We start from the raw sequence: 15,350 nt of genomic DNA, 5'->3' as shown, positions 1-15,350 counted from the left end.
GAGTGACGGTAGTGGGGGCGGGCCGGTTCATCGTTGACGCAACCTCGGATTGGAGACGACGGCGCACAGGTCCGCAATCAGGACCAGCGCGAGATACGCAGCGCAGAACACCATGACGCAGCCCTGCACGAGCGGCAAATCGCGGTTCGTCACTGCGTCGACGAGCAGGCTGGCGAGCCCCGGGTAATTGAAGATCGATTCGACGATCACGACGCCGCCAAACAGATATGACAGACTCAACGCGACCGCATTGGCTATCGGGCCGACGGCATTCGGCAACACGTGGCGCCAGACGATGCGCATCGGCGACGCACCCTTGAGCACTGCCATCTCGACATACGAAGCGCTCAACTGGTCGATCACGGCCGCGCGCGTCATGCGCGCCATTTGCGCGACGATCACGCAGCACAGGGTCATCACCGGCATCGCATAGATGCGCACGAGATCCTGGAAGGAATTGACGGACGACAGATACGACAGCGCCGGCAACCAGCGCAGCTTCACCGCGAAAATCAGCACGGCGACCGTGGCAACGAGAAACTCGGGCACGGCGACCGCCGACAAGGTCAGCACATTGAGTGCGCGGTCGAGCAGCGAGCCGCGCCACATGGCGGCGGCGATACCGATGGCCAGTGCAAGCGGCACCGAGACGAGCGTCGTCAGGCCGGCGAGCACGAGCGAATTCGGCAGGCGCGTGGCGATCAGCTGGCTGACAGGCAAATTGTTCGACATCGATTCGCCGAAGTTGCCCGAGAACATGTGCGCGAGCCACTGAAAGTAGCGCGTGATGGCCGGCTGGTCGAGACCGAGCTGGTGGCGCAAGGCGGTGACGGCCTCGGGTGTGGCGGCCTGGCCGAGCGCCATTTGCGCCGCGTCGCCAGGCAACAGGGCGGTGATCGTAAACACGACGGCCGAGACCAGCAGCAGGGTCAGGACGGCCAGGCCGAGGCGTGCGGCGATGAGTCGTTGCACGTGGGCTTTCATCAGAGTCGCCTCCGGGTTGAAACGGCAGCGCGGCGGCGGGGGTCGCACGCGTTGCCCGGATGACGCGCCGTCAAACGGCGCATCCCCTCACATCTCGCTGCAGGCGAGCAGACCAACGCCGCTCGCCGTACGGTCCCGCAGACAGGATCAAGCCTCGAGCCAGACATGCTCCGAGAACGCAAAGCCCATCAGGCCGGCCAGCGGAATCGAACCGAGCCCTTTGAGTTTCGTGGTGTGCGCATCGAGCGACGACAGGAACATCGGGATGCCGATGCCGCCGGTCTCGTGAATCAGCGTCTGGATGTCGCCGTAGATGGCCTTGCGCTTGACATCGTCCGGCTCGCCGCGGGCGGCGACCAGCATCTGGTCGAACTTCGGGCTCTTCCAGTTCGCTTCGTTCCACGGCGCGTCGGAGCGGAAGAACTGCGTGAGCAGCACGTCCGCGCTCGGGCGCGCGTTGACCGAACCGAAGCTGAGCGGATGCTTCATCCAGTGATTCGCCCAATAGCCATCGGCCGGCACGCGGCTGACTTGCAGATTCAGCCCGGCACGCGGCGCGGCCTGTTGCAGCAGCATGGCCATTTCGACGGAACCCTCGGCGGCGGGCGACGCAAAGATCTGCAGCGGCGCGCTGCCGAGATTCGCCTTCTTGAAATGGAACGCCGCCTTCTCCGGATCGAACGGACGTTGCGGCAATCCCGGGACGAAATACTTGTTCGACGGATCGATCGGCTGGTCGTTGCCGATCGCGCCAAATCCCCGGAACACCGTGCGGCGAATCTGTTCGCGGTCGAGCAGATGCATCATGCCCAAGCGGAAATCGGCGTTGCCGGTAATGCCGCCTTCATCGCGCATGATGAGATCGGTGTACTGACCGGTTTTCGTTTCCAGCACCGTGTAGCCGGCTGTTCCCTTGATACGGTCCGTCGAGCGCGCGCTCACGGCGTTGATCAGTTGCACGTCGCCGGAAAGCAGCGCGTTGACGCGCGCCGATTCGTCGCCGATGCCGATCAGTTCGATTTCGTCGAGATGCGGCAGTCCCGGCTTCCAGTACTTCTCGTTGCGCACGCCAACGGTGCGTACGCCCGGCGAAAACTCCTTGACCTTGAACGGACCGGTGCCGACAGCCGTCTTGAAGTCCTTGGTGCCATCCTTGATGATGAGGAAATGCGACGTTGCGAGGATGACCGGCAGGTCGGCGTTCGGGCCCTCCAGCGTGATTGTCACTTCATTCGGGCCGGTGGCCTTCACGTCCTTGATCTGGTCGGCCAGCGTCTTGGCCTTCGACGCCGTGGCCGGATCCTTGTGGCGCGTGATCGAGTAGACGACGTCCGCCGGCGACAGCGTCTTGCCGTCGTGGAACTGCACGCCCTTCCTGAGCTTGACGACCCAGACCCTGGCGTCTTTCGTGTCGAGCGCTTCGGCCAGCGCGAGCTTTGCCCCCAGCTTCGAATCGAGTTCCGTCAGGCCGTTGTAGAACATGTTGGCGCGAACGTAATCGGTCCCGAGCGCACCCTTGGCCGGATCGAGCGTATCGGCGGCCGAACTCGATTGCGTGGCAACGCGAATCTTGCCGCCCTGCTTCGGAGTCTGCGCAAAAACGCCGCCACTGGCGGTCAAAAGGCCCGCCCCGGTCATCGACAATACGCTGCCCGCCGCGATGGCGCGAAGCATGTCCCGGCGCGCCGTGCCGCGCGGGCTGAGGGTAGCTTCGCGCGTCACGTCCAGAACGGTACTGCTAACTGGCTTCTCTTGTTTCATTGCACATCTCCGCGAAAGTTGCCGATGGTTCGATGAAGAATCATTGCCGGCCCGATGGGCCCGGTTCAAATCAATAAAACACGTCTTTGATGCGGTAATACGCGCCGACGAGCGGCAGGAACCACGGCTTGCCCGTATGGCCCGGAATCGCGGGCCAGTCGAACGCGCGCCACGGGTTGGCGGCTTCATTGCCGTTCATCACCTCGGCCATGACCTGCCCCATGTGCGTTGACATCTGCGTGCCATGACCGCTGTAGCCCATCGAAAAGTAGATGCCGTCGTGCTGTCCCGCACGCGGCAGGCGATCCGCCGTGATGTCGACGAGCCCGCCCCAGCAATAATCGATGCGCGCGCTCGCCAGTTCGGGGAACATCGCGGCCATGTTGTCTTGCAGGATGCGTCCGCTGCGCGCGTCGGACGGCTGCTCCGACGCCGTGAAGCGCGCACGGCCGCCGAACAGCAGGCGTGCGTCGGGCGTCACGCGGAAGTAGTTGTGCATCAGGCGGCTCGTGACGTACGCGCGGCGCCGGGGCAGCAGGCGGGCAAGCACGTCCTCGGACAACGGTTCCGTTACTACGATGAACGACCCCACCGGGGCCATGCGGCGGCGGTACCAGCCGAACGGTCCCTGGCGCGACGGGCCCGTCGCAATCAGCACCTGGCGCGCGGTGATCTCGCCGCGCGCGCATGTCACGCGACACATGCCGCCCTCGGCACGCGCGATCGACGTGACCGGCGCGTGTTCGTAAATCTTCGCGCCATGACGTGCCGCCGACGCCGCGAGGCCCACGGCGAACTTTCCCATGTGCATCTGGCCGCCATGCTTTTGCAGCAGTCCGCCGTAGAACTTGTCGGACGCGACTTCGTCACGGATGCCCGCGCGCCCGATGATCTGGACGTCGGGATCGACTTCACGTGCGATCAATTCGGCCGTGCGCTCGAGGTGTGCGAGATGATGCGGCTTCGAGGCGAGCTTGAGCTTGCCCGTGGCGGCGTAATCGCATGCAATGTTCTCCTCCCGAATCAGACGTTCGACGGTCGAGACCGCCGCGGCATAGGCCTGATAGCAGCCGCGCGCCCGCTCCGGGCCGAGTTGCGCGTAGAGCGCAGCGTAATCCTGCGCCACCCCGGTATTGCACTGGCCGCCGTTGCGGCCCGATGCGCCGCCGCCGACGCGGCCCGCATCGAGCACGGCGACCGTGGCCCCGCGCTTGGCCAGCGCCAGCGCCGCCGACAACCCCGTGAAGCCCGCGCCGATGACAACGACGTCGGCACGCCCCTCGGCCGGACCTTCCTGGCCGCCGAGAAATTCGGGTGCGGTATCGAGCCAATACGAATCGAGCTTCATGCCGGAGATCCCAAGGGTTGTGCGAAAGGTTTGGCGCGCAGGGCGTCGTTCAGGGCTTACAGACCCAGTTGCCGGGCGAGGTCGATGATGTCTTCAACTTCCGTGTACTCGTAGTAGGGCGTGCCCGGCTCATGGCCGCGCTTGACGAACGCCTTGTGCTTGATGCCCAGGTCGTGCGCGGTCATCAGGTCGTAGCGCAGGCTCGACGACACGTGCAGGATTTCCTCCGGCTTCACGTTCAGCTTCTTGAACATGTACTCGAAGCCTTGCATGCGCGGCTTGTAAGCACCGACTTCCTCGGCCGTGATCACGGCGTGGAACGGCGCGCCGAGTTTTTCGATGTTGCTCATGATCTGTGCGTTCGCGGCATTGGTGAGGCCGACGAGCTTGTACTTCTTCGCCAGACGCGACAGACCTTCCGGGACGTCCGGATGCGGGCCCCACGTCGGCACGGCGGTGTAGAACTGTTCGGCTTCTTCCTCGATGAACTTCACGCCCGTGACTTCGCACGTGCGCTTGATCGCATTGACGACGACGTCGCGATACGGCTTCCATGCGCCCAGCACTTCGTCGCGGCGATAACCGGCAAAGCGCGTCACGAAGTTCTCGAGTTCGGCACCCTGCAGGCGATTGCCGTAGATCTCGCGCGCCATATCGGCCATGCGGAACTTGACCAGCGTGCCGTAGCAATCGAAGGTGATGAATTTCGGTTCGAAGTCGATCATGGTGAAAGTCCTATCGTTGATGCGAACCCGCGCAGGAGTTCAGTAGCGAGAAAGAGAAATGCTTCGTCTGTGGGGAAATTAAATCAGTACAAAATTTCGCGATGGCGTTGAATTGAACGGGGCAAAAACAAATTTCTATGCGTTTTGGGGGGGCTCGGCAGCACGTTCTGCTTTGTGCGTTTTCGCCACCTCGCGAACCGGGCGTTAACCCGAAGACACTACCGCTGAGCGGCGCAACGGGCGGGAACCGCCCGAGCCCCATACCCGAATGCAAGACGCCTTTCAAGACGTGCGCAGATCCGCATCGCGACGTGCCGATCCGCGCCCGGCGTCACCCGTTCAAATCGATCAGCACGCTCTTGAAGCGCAGATTCGCCTCGTACGCTTGCCGTCCGAGATCCTTGCCGATGCCCGAGCGCTTGTAACCGCCCGTCGGGATGACGAAATCCGAAGTGCGGCCGTAACGATTGACCCAGACGGACCCCGCCTCGATACCACGCACCATGCGCATGGCGCGGCCGAGATTGGCCGTGTGCACGCCCGCCGCAAGGCCATACTGTTCGTGTTGCGCGAGCACGAGCGCTTCGTCTTCATCGTCGAAGGTTTGCAGCGTGAGCACCGGCCCGAAGACTTCCTCGCGAACGATTTCCGCGTCGGCCGGCACGCCGGCGAGGATCGTCGGCTGATAGAACGCGCCGGCGGTCGGCGCATCCGCACGCGCACCGCCGCAGCGCAACGCCGCGCCGTTGGCCGTGGCGCGCCCGACGATCGTGTCGATGCGCGCCGCCTGCGGCTCGGAGATGATCGGCGACAGCGTGGTCGCGCTCGCCCAGGTCGGACCGGCGCGCAGCGCACCGAAGATCGGCGTCAGGCGTTCGAGCAGCGCATCGGCGACCGTACGCTCCACCAGCAGCCGTGAGCCCGCATTGCAGACCTGCCCGGCGTTGCCGGTGATGCCCATCGCAATGCGCCGCGCCATCACGTCGAGATCGGGCACGTCGGCGAAGACCACCTGCGGGCTCTTGCCGCCCAGCTCCAGCGTCACGGGTTTCGTGCCCGTTTCGGCGCAGGCCGCCATGATCGCGGCGCCGGTACGCGTGGAGCCGGTGAACGTCACCTTGCCAATGCGCGGGTGACGGACCAACGCGTCGCCCGCAATGCGTCCGTCGCCCTGAATCACATTGAAGATGCCCGGCGGAATGCCGGCCTTGACGGCCAGCTCGGCCAGCCGCAGCGCGGAAAACGGCGTCATCTCGGACGGCTTGAGCACGACGGCGTTACCGGCGGCCAGCGCCGGCGCGATCTTCCAGGACGCCATCACGAGCGGAAAATTCCAGGGCGCGATCGCCGCAACGACGCCGATGGGCTCTGCGATCGTCATGCCAAGGTGAGACGGGTCCGTCGCCGCCACGTCGCCGCCGATCTTGTCGGCGTACTCGGCGTAGAAGCGAATGCCTTCGGCGGTATACGGAATATCCCACGCGGCGACGTCGCGCACCGGGCGCGTGGAGCCGATGGCTTCGAGCGGCGCCAGCGTGGCGGCATCCGCTTCGACCAGGTCGGCGAAACGGCGCAGGACACGGGCGCGTTCGCGCGGCGGCAACGCAGCCCAGCCGCCGGTCCGGAACGCCTGCCAGGCATTGACGACAGCCCGGTCGACCAGGTCGGCGTCCGCCATCGGCAACGATGCGTATGCGGCGCCGTCCGACGGGCGGTTGACATCGACACGTTCGGCGCCGCGGTCGACGTACTCGCCACCGATGAAATGACCGCCGCGAATGGCGACGGCGTTGGGATCGAAACTGTCCATGAGGGCATCCTGTAGGGAACGACGGGCCCGTTCATGGTAGGTTCACGCGTGCCGCAGATTGCACCGATAAAATTCCGGAATTGGCAGTTCGGCCGCGTTTTTCGTCGCACGACTGCGCATTTTGTCGCGTTTTTTGCATTCCGCGAGACGCCGTGCCGGAACAGCAGGATCGTCCTATGCAAGCCTGAAAGCCACGGCCATAGTAGGACCCTCATGTTGTCGTTTCATCCGCCATTGCTCAAGGAGGCTCGGCGTGTCCGAATCCCATCCCCAGTCCGCGCTCACTTATCGTGCCTTCACGGAGGCCGATATCGCCGCCGCGCACCAGTTGTCGAGCGCCTTCCGTTGGCCGCACAAGCCCGACGACTGGCGCTTCGTTGCCCGTAACGGCGCGGGCTTCGTCGCGCAAGACGGCGGGCAGGTCGTCGGCACGGCACTGTATTGGCAATACGGCGATGATCGCGGCTCGCTCGGCATGGTCATCGTCGCACCCGACCAGCAGGGGCGAGGCATCGGCCGCGCGCTCATGGAAAAGCTGCTCGACCGGCTGGGCGACCGCCTCACGATCCTGCATGCGACGCCAGCCGGCCAGCCGCTATATGAAAAGCTCGGCTTTCGCGCCGTGGGCAAACTCGATCAGCACCAGGGCACAGCGGTGCAGCCGCCGCTCGTCGAACTGCCGCCGGGTGAGCGGCTGCGTCCGTTGAGCGCGAACGATCCCGACCGGCTGGTCGATCTCGCCAGCCGTGCGAGCGACCTGGATCGCGGCCGCATTCTGCCCGCCCTGCTCGACGTCTCGGACGGCATTGCGCTCGAACACGACGGCGAGTTGCTCGGCTTCGCCCTCTTCCGGCGCTTCGGCCGGGGTTTCGCGATCGGCCCGGTGGTCGCCAGCGCGAAGGATGGCGACGACGCCGCACGCGTGCGGGCACAGGCGATGATCGCCCATTGGCTGGCGCTGCACGCGGGACGCTTCGTGCGCATCGACACGCCGGCGGACAGCGGACTGACCGGCTGGCTGGAAGCGCAGGGGCTCGAACGCGTGGACACTGTCGTCAAGATGGCGCGCAACGGCACACCTGCTGCCGATCCTTCCCTGCGGCAGTTCGCCATCATCAATCAGGCGATCGGTTAATCGGTTATTCACCATGGCATTTCTCTACAAGGCCGACCCCGCGCGCGGCGAGCAATGGGCCCGGCTTTTCGCAATACATGCGCCCGACCTGCCCTTCCGGCTTTGGCCCGACGTCGGCGACCCCGCCGAGATCCGCTATCTCGCCGCCTGGAAGCCGCCCGAAGATCTTCACGCGCTGCTGCCGAACGTCGAAGTGGTGTTTTCCACCGGCGCCGGCATCGATCAGTTTGATCTGTCGGGCGTCCCCGCACACATTCCGGTGGTGCGCATGGTCGAGCCGGGCATCGTCGAGGGAATGGTCGAGTATGTGACGCAAGCCGTCCTGACGATTCACCGGGATCTCTTCGATTACGCGGCACAGCAATCAACGCGCCAGTGGATCGAGCGCCCGGTGCAGCCCGCTTCGGCACGGCGGGTCGGCGTGCTCGGCCTCGGCATGCTCGGCCAGGCGGTGCTCGAACGGCTGAACCTGTTCGGCTTTGCATGCGCCGGATGGAGCCGTTCGCCGCGCGAGATGGAGGGCGTGGCGTGCTTCGCGGGCGCCGAAGCGCTCGACGCATTCCTCTCCCGCACCGATATCCTCATCTGCCTGCTGCCGTTGACCGATGCGACGCGCGGCATCCTGAACGCGAACCTGCTCGCCAGGTTGCCGCGCGGCGCTTCGCTCATCAACGTGGGCCGCGGCGGTCACCTCAACCAGCCCGACTTGCTTGCCGCCCTCGACAACGGACACATCGCCAACGCCATTCTCGACGTCACGGATCCCGAGCCGCTGCCGCAATCGCACCCGTTCTGGACACACCCGCGCGTGCGTCTCACGCCGCATATCGCCAGCGCCACGCGCCCGGATACCGCTGTGGAAGTGGTGCTGGAGAACGTTCGCCGTCACCGCGCCGGGTTGCCGATGATCGGGCAAATCGACCGTCGGCAAGGATACTGAGCCGCGGCCGGAAGACCATCGGACAAGGGGCGGCAAACGCCCACAGCAGAAAATGCTGCGCGCGCTTAAAAAAAGAGGCGCGCGCTTTTTTTTGGCGATTATTTGGCGACGCGCAACCCGGCCGGCGTCTTTAGTATGGAATGGTCTTCAGCCCGTCTTCCTTTCTTTGACGAGAGAAACCATGTCCAACAAAGCGCTCATCGATGCCGACCGCCGGCATCTGATTCACCCGGTCGTCAGCTATCGCGCACATGAACAGCGCGGCGTCACCGTTCTCGAATCCGGCAAGGGCGCCTATCTGCGCGACGCCGACGGCAACGTACTCCTCGACGCCTTCGCGGGTCTTTGGTGCGTCAACGTCGGCTACGGTCAGGAGAGCATTGTGCGCGCGGCAGCCGAACAGATGACGCGTCTGCCCTACGCCACCGGCTACTTCCACTTTGGCTCGGCGCCCGCCATCGAGCTTGCAGAAAAGCTTGTCTCGCTCGCACCGAAGTCGCTCACGCACGTGTACTTCTCGCTTGGCGGCTCCGACGCCGTCGATGCGGCGCTGCGCTTCATCACGAATTACTTCAATGCGACCGGCCGCCCGCAGAAGAAGCAATACATCTCGCTGGAGCGCGGCTATCACGGTTCCTCATCCGTGGGTGCCGGGCTCACCGCCCTGCCCGCCTTCCATCGCGGCTTCGACGTGCCGCTGCCGACGCAGCATTACATTCCGTCGCCCTATGCCTACCGCGATCCGCAAGGCCGCGACGGACAGGCGCTGATCGATGCCTCCGTCGCCGCGTTGGAAGCGAAAGTCGAAGCGCTCGGCGGTCCGGATCATGTCGCGGCGTTCTTCTGCGAGCCGATCCAGGGGTCGGGCGGCGTAATCGTGCCGCCCAAGGGCTGGCTGAAGGCCATGCGCGACGCGTGCCGTAAGCTCGGCATCCTGTTCGTCGCCGACGAAGTCATCACCGGTTTCGGCCGCACGGGCCCGCTCTTCGCGTGCGAAGCGGAAAACGTCGAACCTGATTTGATGACGGTCGCCAAGGGACTGACCTCGGGCTATGCGCCGATGGGCGCCGTGCTGATGTCCGACGAGATCTATCAGGGCATCGCGGATGGCGACGGCGGCGCGGTCGTCGGCCACGGCCAGACTTACTCGGCACACCCCGTCAGCGCGGCGATCGCGCTGGAAGTGATTCGCCTGTATCAGGAAGGCGGTCTGCTGGCGAACGGACAGGCGCAAGCGCCGGTGTTCGCAGCTGGGCTCGACGCCCTGCGTTCGCATCCGCTCGTCGGCGATTCACGCCATCGCGGTCTGCTTGGCGCGCTCGAACTGGTCGCGGACAAGGAAGGTAAGGCGCGCTTCGACGCGTCGCTGCAACTGTCGGACAAGATCTCGGCAGCGGCGTATCGCAACCAGTTGATTTTCCGCGCGTTCGGCGACAACATTCTCGGCTTCGCGCCTGCGCTGTGCTTCACGCAGGACGAATTCGCGCTGATGTTTGAACGTCTGAAGCGAACGCTCGACGACGTGCTGGACGATGTGTCCGTGCGCGCCGCGTTGCGAAGCGCGGAAGGTGCGCGCAAAGCCGCTTGAACGGTGGATACGCCGGCACGGAAAAGGATGCGGAATGGCTTCGCGGGGGCGTTTGGAACAGGCACGCTGTGATAAGATCGTTGACGATCCACGAATGACCTCGCCCCTGCGGGCGCCATTAGAAAACGATGAGCACGGACTGCAAACTCGATCGCATCGACCTGCGAATTCTTTCGCAATTGCAGAAGAAGGGGCGTATCACGAACGTCGAACTGGCCGACGCGGTCGGCCTGTCCCCGAGCCCGTGCCTGATTCGCGTCAAGCGTCTGGAGAAGGCCGGCTATATCGTCGGCTACGGCGCGCAGATTCAACTCGAAAAACTCGGCGACATCCAGATCGTCTTCACGGAAGTGACGCTCGCCGATCATCGCCGCGAGGATTTCATCCGCTTCGTCGATGCGATTCGCGACGTCGACGAGATCGTCGAATGCCATCTCGCCAGCGGTGGCTACGACTATTTGCTGAAGTTCGTTACGCGCAGCGTCAGCCACTACCAGAGCATCATCGAAGGGCTACTCGAGCGCGACATCGGCATCGAGAAGTACTTCAGCTACGTCATCATCAAATCGCCGTTCGTGAAGACGCACTACCCGCTCGAAACGCTGTTTCCGCCTCACGGCTGACACCGCCGCAGCGGTGTCCGGCTGCGTCATGCCCGGCGCCGCTCCCGGCACCATTCCCGCCACGATTTCCGGTATTACGCCCGAAGACCGCCGTCCCACTGCGTGAACTCCTCGACGAGGAATTCCACGCACGCGCGGACTTTCGCGGAAGCGGCCAATCGCGACGGATAGACGGCCCACACATTGGCCGGCTGCGTCACGTCGGGCAAGACCTGCACGAGCGTTCCCTGCTCCAGCATCGGCCGGACGTTCCAGATCGAACGCAACACAATGCCGCGGCCGTCCAGCGCCCACTGCACGGCGACTTCGCCGTGGTTCGTCGACAACGGTCCCGTCACCTTGATCGACACCGTCTCGCCGCGCTGCTGCAAACGCCACACTCCGAACGGATGATCGCGCTCCTTGATGGCGATGCACGCGTGCCCCGACAACTCAGCCAGTTGCTTCGGCGCGCCATGCGCTGCGAGATAGGCCGGCGACGCGCACAGCACGCGATGATTCGGCGCCAGGCGTTTGGCGATCAGGTGCGGCGCGATATCGTCGCCGATACGCACATCCAGGTCGAAGCCCTCGGCGGCCACGTCCACGAGCCGGTCGAACAGATCGAGCCGCACATTCAGTTGCGGATAGCGCACGCTCAGCCGCGACATCGCGGGCGCCACGATATGCCTGCCGAAGCCGAAACTGCTCGACACGCGCAACGTCCCGCGCGGCGTCTGGCGGGTGGTGGAAACGTCCTCGACCAATTGATTCACGTCGTCGAGAATCTTCTCGGCCCAGGCGTAAACACGCTCGCCGGCCTCGGTAATGGCCACGCGCCGCGTGGAGCGGTGCAGCAAGCGCGTGCCCAATTCGGCTTCCAGCATGCCCACACGCTTGCTGATATACGCTGGAGACACGGCCAGGGCTTCCGCTGCTGCACTGAAGCTTGCCTTGCGGGCGACGACACAGAAGACGCGCAGGTCGTCGAGGCTGGGATTTTTATTCACGATTCGTGCATAGTCGATTAACCAATACGATGATTTTATCCATTTCAAATGGAAATAAAATTGTCGTATTCCCGGCGCGGGAAGCAGTTTTCATTCAGGCATCAGGAGGACATGACATGACACGCAAAGCATTTCGCATCGCAGTGATCCCGGGTGACGGCATTGGCCGCGAAGTGATGCCCGAGGGTGTGCGAGCGCTCGACGCAGTGAGCCGCCGCTTCGGCATTCCGTTCGACTTCCAGCCTATCGAATGGGCCAGCTGCGACTACTACGCCAAGCACGGCCAGATGATGCCGGACGACTGGAAGCAACAGCTCGAAGGTGTCGACGCGATTCTGTTCGGCGCCGTCGGTTGGCCCGACACGGTGCCGGACCACATCTCGCTGTGGGGTTCGCTGCTCAAGTTCCGCCGCGAGTTCGATCAATACATCAACTTGCGGCCGGCGCGTTTGTTCGATGGTGTGCCGTCGCCGCTGGCAAACCGCAAGGCCGGCGATATCGATTTCCTGATCGTGCGCGAGAACACCGAAGGCGAGTATTCATCCGTCGGCGGTGTGATGTTCGAAGGCACGGAACGCGAGTTCGTCGTGCAGGAATCGATTTTTACCCGCCACGGCACCGAACGGGTGATGAAGTTCGCCTTCGAACTGGCGCAGCGGCGCGCGGCGAAGAAGATCACCGTCGCGACGAAAAGCAACGGCATCTCGATCAGCATGCCCTGGTGGGACCAGCGTGCGGCCGAAGTGGCGGCGCAGTACCCCGACGTGACGTGGGACAAGCAGCACATCGATATCCTGTGCGCGCGCTTCGTGTTGAATCCCGACCGTTTCGACGTGGTCGTCGCCTCGAATCTTTTCGGCGACATTCTTTCGGACCTCGGTCCGGCCTGTACCGGCACGATCGGCATTGCGCCGTCGGGCAACATCAACCCGGAAGGCAACTTTCCGTCGCTGTTCGAGCCGGTGCACGGCTCGGCGCCGGATATCGCGGGCAAGAACATTGCGAACCCGATCGGCATGATCTGGACGGCTGCCATGATGCTCGACTTCCTCGGCGGCGGCAAAGGCGTCGAACGACAAGCGCATGACGCCATGCTGGCGGCGATCGAGGCCGTCATCAAGGAAGGGCCGCGCACTGGCGATCTGGGCGGCCAAGCCAGTACCACGGAGGTCGGCCAGGCCATCGCGGCGAAGCTGGAGGCGTGATCATGGCACTCGAATTGGCACGCACCGAACTGCTTCGCACACAGCAACTGGTCGACGGCGAATGGCAGGACGCTGTCACCGGGCGCCGCTTTGCGGTGACAAATCCCGCGACTGGCCACACCCTGGCGCTCGTTTCCGACGCGGCGCCTGCCGACGCGCGCGCTGCCACCGACGCTGCCGCCCGCGCGCTTCCTGCGTGGCGCGACACGCTGCCACGCGAGCGCGCGGAAATTCTCAAGCGTTGGCATGCCGCGATCATCGACAACCGCGAAGATCTCGCGAAGCTGATCTCGCTCGAACAGGGCAAGCCATTGGCCGAGGCGCGCGGCGAGGTCAACTACGGGGCCTCGTACGTTGCGTGGTTCGCGGATGAAGCCACGCGCATCTATGGCGACCTGATCCCGCAGCAGCAGGCCGGCAAAAAAATGAGCGCGGTGAAGGAGCCGATCGGCATTGTGGCGGCAATTACGCCGTGGAATTTTCCCTTGGCGATGATCGCGCGAAAGATTGCACCGGCACTGGCGGCAGGCTGCACGGTCGTCGCCAAGCCGGCCGAAGATACGCCGCTGACCGCGCTTGCGCTCGCCTATCTGGCGCAGGAAGCCGGCGTGCCGAACGGCGTGCTGAACATGATCGCGACATCGCGGGACAACGGCATTCAAGCGGTCGCGGACTGGCTTGCGGACAGCCGCGTGCGCAAGATCACGTTCACCGGATCGACCCCCGTGGGCAAGCACCTGGCACGCGAGTCGGCGGGCACGTTGAAGAAGCTCTCGCTGGAGCTCGGCGGGAACGCTCCCTTCATCGTCTTCGACGACGCGGATCTGCCGGCGGCCGTTGCGGGATTGATGGCCGCAAAGTTCCGCAATGGCGGACAGACGTGCGTGTGCCCCAATCGCGTCTTCGTACAGTCGGGCGTGTACGACCGCTTCGCCGATCTCCTGACGACGGCCGTGAGCGCTCTCAAGGTCGCGCCCGCAACGGACCCCGACGCGCAGATTGGCCCGATGATCAATGCCAAGGCGATTGACAAGATCGCGCGGCATGTCGACGACGCCGTGTCGCGCGGTGCGCGTGCCCTGACGGGAGGTGAACGCCTGACGTCGCTCGGCCCGCATTATTACGCGCCGACGGTACTCGTTGACGCCGACGACAGCATGGCGCTGTGCTGCGAAGAAACCTTCGGACCGGTCGCCCCGCTGTTCCGTTTCGAAACGGAAGCCGAGGTGATTCAGAAGGCGAACGACACGCCGTTCGGCCTGGCTGCGTATTTCTACAGCCAGGACCTGCGACGTATCGAGCGGGTATCGCGCGCCTTGGAAGCGGGCATCGTCGGCATCAATGAAGGGGCGCTGGCCAGTGAGGCTGCGCCGTTCGGCGGGGTGAAGGAGTCCGGCTACGGACGCGAGGGTTCGAAATACGGCCTCGACGATTACCTGTCGATCAAATATCTCTGTCAGGGCGGCCTGTCTTGAAACGTCTTACGGGAAATGCAGAATGAAAGTGCAGCAGATCAAGCGAAGCGTCGCATTGCAAGGGCTGGAGGATTGGGGCACCGCGGGCTTGCCCGGTACGCCGGCGGCCAAGGTGACTGGCGTGCAGAAAATCATTCCGGGTAGTGAAGCGATTGATACCGGCGTGTTCGAATGCACGCCCGGGACGTATCGCCGCTCCGTCAAGCAGGCCGAAGTGATGCATTTCCTAGCCGGCCGGGCAACGTTTACGCCCGACGGTGAAGACTCCGTGCAGATCAACGCCGGCGACACGCTCTTTTTCGAAGCGAATACCGAAGGCCTCTGGAAGATCGACGAAACGATTCGCAAGGTGTACGTGATTTTCTGAGCCGTTGGACAGTTGCGCCCCGCCGGGTTTTCTCTGCGGGGCGTTTTTTCATCCATGGATGACCGCGGACGATATTCGGCGCGTTAACCGGATTTTCTTTACACTGGCGGACCGACAATTGCGCTGCGCCGCACGCGCATCATGAGATGTGACGTTGCGCGTTTGCTTCTTCGAAGCCGTGCGTACACGGCCGCCCCGGTCCATCTCATGACATCCGACGCGTCTCCCTCGACTGCCCGAGGCGGTTTGATGTGTTACCCGGCATTTCAGCGCTTCCGGATCGGATGTTACCGCTTGGTACGCGCGAATTAACCAGATTTTTAGTTACATGCTTAGATACATAACTCACTCGCCCCCGGCTCCCATTGGATGGGGACTCAACGTCATTTGAGGGAAGCCG

The 15,350-nt window shown here is 64.0% G+C and carries 13 protein-coding genes; 7 read left to right on the top strand and 6 right to left on the bottom strand.

Going from position 1 to position 15,350, the window contains the following annotated elements:
• Positions 1-27 precede the first annotated feature (27 nt).
• The 5 genes from PTE30175_RS19230 to PTE30175_RS19210 all read right to left on the bottom strand — a co-directional run bounded on the left by PTE30175_RS19230 (position 28) and on the right by PTE30175_RS19210 (position 6,628).
• Positions 28-984 (bottom strand): ABC transporter permease, encoded by a 957-nt coding sequence (locus PTE30175_RS19230; RefSeq protein ID WP_150698677.1) that lies wholly within the window; start codon positions 982-984, stop codon positions 28-30.
• A gap of 147 nt (positions 985-1,131) precedes the next feature.
• Positions 1,132-2,745: an ABC transporter substrate-binding protein gene (locus tag PTE30175_RS19225; RefSeq protein ID WP_150698676.1), complete on the bottom strand. Its 1,614-nt coding sequence runs from the start codon at positions 2,743-2,745 to the stop codon at positions 1,132-1,134.
• A gap of 70 nt (positions 2,746-2,815) precedes the next feature.
• Positions 2,816-4,093 (bottom strand): NAD(P)/FAD-dependent oxidoreductase, encoded by a 1,278-nt coding sequence (locus PTE30175_RS19220; RefSeq protein ID WP_150698675.1) that lies wholly within the window; start codon positions 4,091-4,093, stop codon positions 2,816-2,818.
• A 56-nt stretch (positions 4,094-4,149) separates the two neighbouring features.
• A complete protein-coding gene (locus tag PTE30175_RS19215) occupies positions 4,150-4,818 on the bottom strand; it encodes a haloacid dehalogenase type II (protein WP_150698674.1) in 669 nt (222 codons plus the stop codon).
• A gap of 331 nt (positions 4,819-5,149) precedes the next feature.
• Positions 5,150-6,628, bottom strand: a complete 1,479-nt coding sequence (locus PTE30175_RS19210) for an aldehyde dehydrogenase family protein (RefSeq protein ID WP_150698673.1) — start codon at positions 6,626-6,628, stop codon at positions 5,150-5,152.
• A 253-nt stretch (positions 6,629-6,881) separates the two neighbouring features.
• On the opposite strand from PTE30175_RS19210, the gene PTE30175_RS19205 reads away from it, so the two are divergent.
• From PTE30175_RS19205 to PTE30175_RS19190, 4 genes are all read left to right on the top strand, one after another.
• Positions 6,882-7,763 carry a GNAT family N-acetyltransferase gene (locus PTE30175_RS19205; protein ID WP_150698672.1) on the top strand — a complete coding sequence of 294 codons (882 nt, stop codon included), beginning with the start codon at positions 6,882-6,884 and terminating at the stop codon, positions 7,761-7,763.
• 13 nt (positions 7,764-7,776) lie between these two features.
• Positions 7,777-8,703 carry a 2-hydroxyacid dehydrogenase gene (locus PTE30175_RS19200; protein WP_150698671.1) on the top strand — a complete coding sequence of 309 codons (927 nt, stop codon included), beginning with the start codon at positions 7,777-7,779 and terminating at the stop codon, positions 8,701-8,703.
• A 181-nt stretch (positions 8,704-8,884) separates the two neighbouring features.
• Positions 8,885-10,291: an aspartate aminotransferase family protein gene (locus PTE30175_RS19195; RefSeq protein WP_150698670.1), complete on the top strand. Its 1,407-nt coding sequence runs from the start codon at positions 8,885-8,887 to the stop codon at positions 10,289-10,291.
• A gap of 128 nt (positions 10,292-10,419) precedes the next feature.
• Positions 10,420-10,914 (top strand): Lrp/AsnC family transcriptional regulator, encoded by a 495-nt coding sequence (locus PTE30175_RS19190; RefSeq protein ID WP_150698669.1) that lies wholly within the window; start codon positions 10,420-10,422, stop codon positions 10,912-10,914.
• 74 nt (positions 10,915-10,988) lie between these two features.
• On the opposite strand, the gene PTE30175_RS19185 is transcribed toward PTE30175_RS19190, so the two are convergent.
• Complete coding sequence (locus PTE30175_RS19185; protein ID WP_150698668.1) at positions 10,989-11,903, bottom strand: LysR substrate-binding domain-containing protein; 915 nt, start codon at positions 11,901-11,903, stop codon at positions 10,989-10,991.
• Positions 11,904-12,019: 116 nt separating this feature from the next.
• On the opposite strand from PTE30175_RS19185, the gene PTE30175_RS19180 reads away from it, so the two are divergent.
• From PTE30175_RS19180 to PTE30175_RS19170, 3 genes are read left to right on the top strand one after another with little or no spacing between them, the layout of a single operon-like run.
• Positions 12,020-13,108 (top strand): tartrate dehydrogenase, encoded by a 1,089-nt coding sequence (locus tag PTE30175_RS19180; RefSeq protein ID WP_150698667.1) that lies wholly within the window; start codon positions 12,020-12,022, stop codon positions 13,106-13,108.
• A gap of 2 nt (positions 13,109-13,110) precedes the next feature.
• Complete coding sequence (locus PTE30175_RS19175; protein ID WP_150698666.1) at positions 13,111-14,583, top strand: NAD-dependent succinate-semialdehyde dehydrogenase; 1,473 nt, start codon at positions 13,111-13,113, stop codon at positions 14,581-14,583.
• A 22-nt stretch (positions 14,584-14,605) separates the two neighbouring features.
• Positions 14,606-14,950 carry a cupin domain-containing protein gene (locus PTE30175_RS19170; RefSeq protein WP_150698665.1) on the top strand — a complete coding sequence of 115 codons (345 nt, stop codon included), beginning with the start codon at positions 14,606-14,608 and terminating at the stop codon, positions 14,948-14,950.
• Positions 14,951-15,350: the final 400 nt, after the last annotated feature.

Origin of the sequence: Pandoraea terrae, assembly GCF_902459695.1 — a bacterium.
Lineage (GTDB): Bacteria > Pseudomonadota > Gammaproteobacteria > Burkholderiales > Burkholderiaceae > Pandoraea > Pandoraea terrae.
This window is presented reverse-complemented; position numbering and strand designations above follow the sequence as displayed.

What these genes read in the sequence shown, in the direction of transcription:
- PTE30175_RS19230 (WP_150698677.1), bottom strand. Translation starts at nt 984, where the DNA reads ATGAAAGCCCACGTGCAACGACTCATCGCCGCACGCCTCGGCCTGGCC.
- PTE30175_RS19225 (WP_150698676.1), bottom strand. Translation starts at nt 2,745, where the DNA reads ATGAAACAAGAGAAGCCAGTTAGCAGTACCGTTCTGGACGTGACGCGC.
- PTE30175_RS19220 (WP_150698675.1), bottom strand. Translation starts at nt 4,093, where the DNA reads ATGAAGCTCGATTCGTATTGGCTCGATACCGCACCCGAATTTCTCGGC.
- PTE30175_RS19215 (WP_150698674.1), bottom strand. Translation starts at nt 4,818, where the DNA reads ATGATCGACTTCGAACCGAAATTCATCACCTTCGATTGCTACGGCACG.
- PTE30175_RS19210 (WP_150698673.1), bottom strand. Translation starts at nt 6,628, where the DNA reads ATGGACAGTTTCGATCCCAACGCCGTCGCCATTCGCGGCGGTCATTTC.
- PTE30175_RS19200 (WP_150698671.1), top strand. Translation starts at nt 7,777, where the DNA reads ATGGCATTTCTCTACAAGGCCGACCCCGCGCGCGGCGAGCAATGGGCC.
- PTE30175_RS19195 (WP_150698670.1), top strand. Translation starts at nt 8,885, where the DNA reads ATGTCCAACAAAGCGCTCATCGATGCCGACCGCCGGCATCTGATTCAC.
- PTE30175_RS19190 (WP_150698669.1), top strand. Translation starts at nt 10,420, where the DNA reads ATGAGCACGGACTGCAAACTCGATCGCATCGACCTGCGAATTCTTTCG.
- PTE30175_RS19180 (WP_150698667.1), top strand. Translation starts at nt 12,020, where the DNA reads ATGACACGCAAAGCATTTCGCATCGCAGTGATCCCGGGTGACGGCATT.
- PTE30175_RS19175 (WP_150698666.1), top strand. Translation starts at nt 13,111, where the DNA reads ATGGCACTCGAATTGGCACGCACCGAACTGCTTCGCACACAGCAACTG.
- PTE30175_RS19170 (WP_150698665.1), top strand. Translation starts at nt 14,606, where the DNA reads ATGAAAGTGCAGCAGATCAAGCGAAGCGTCGCATTGCAAGGGCTGGAG.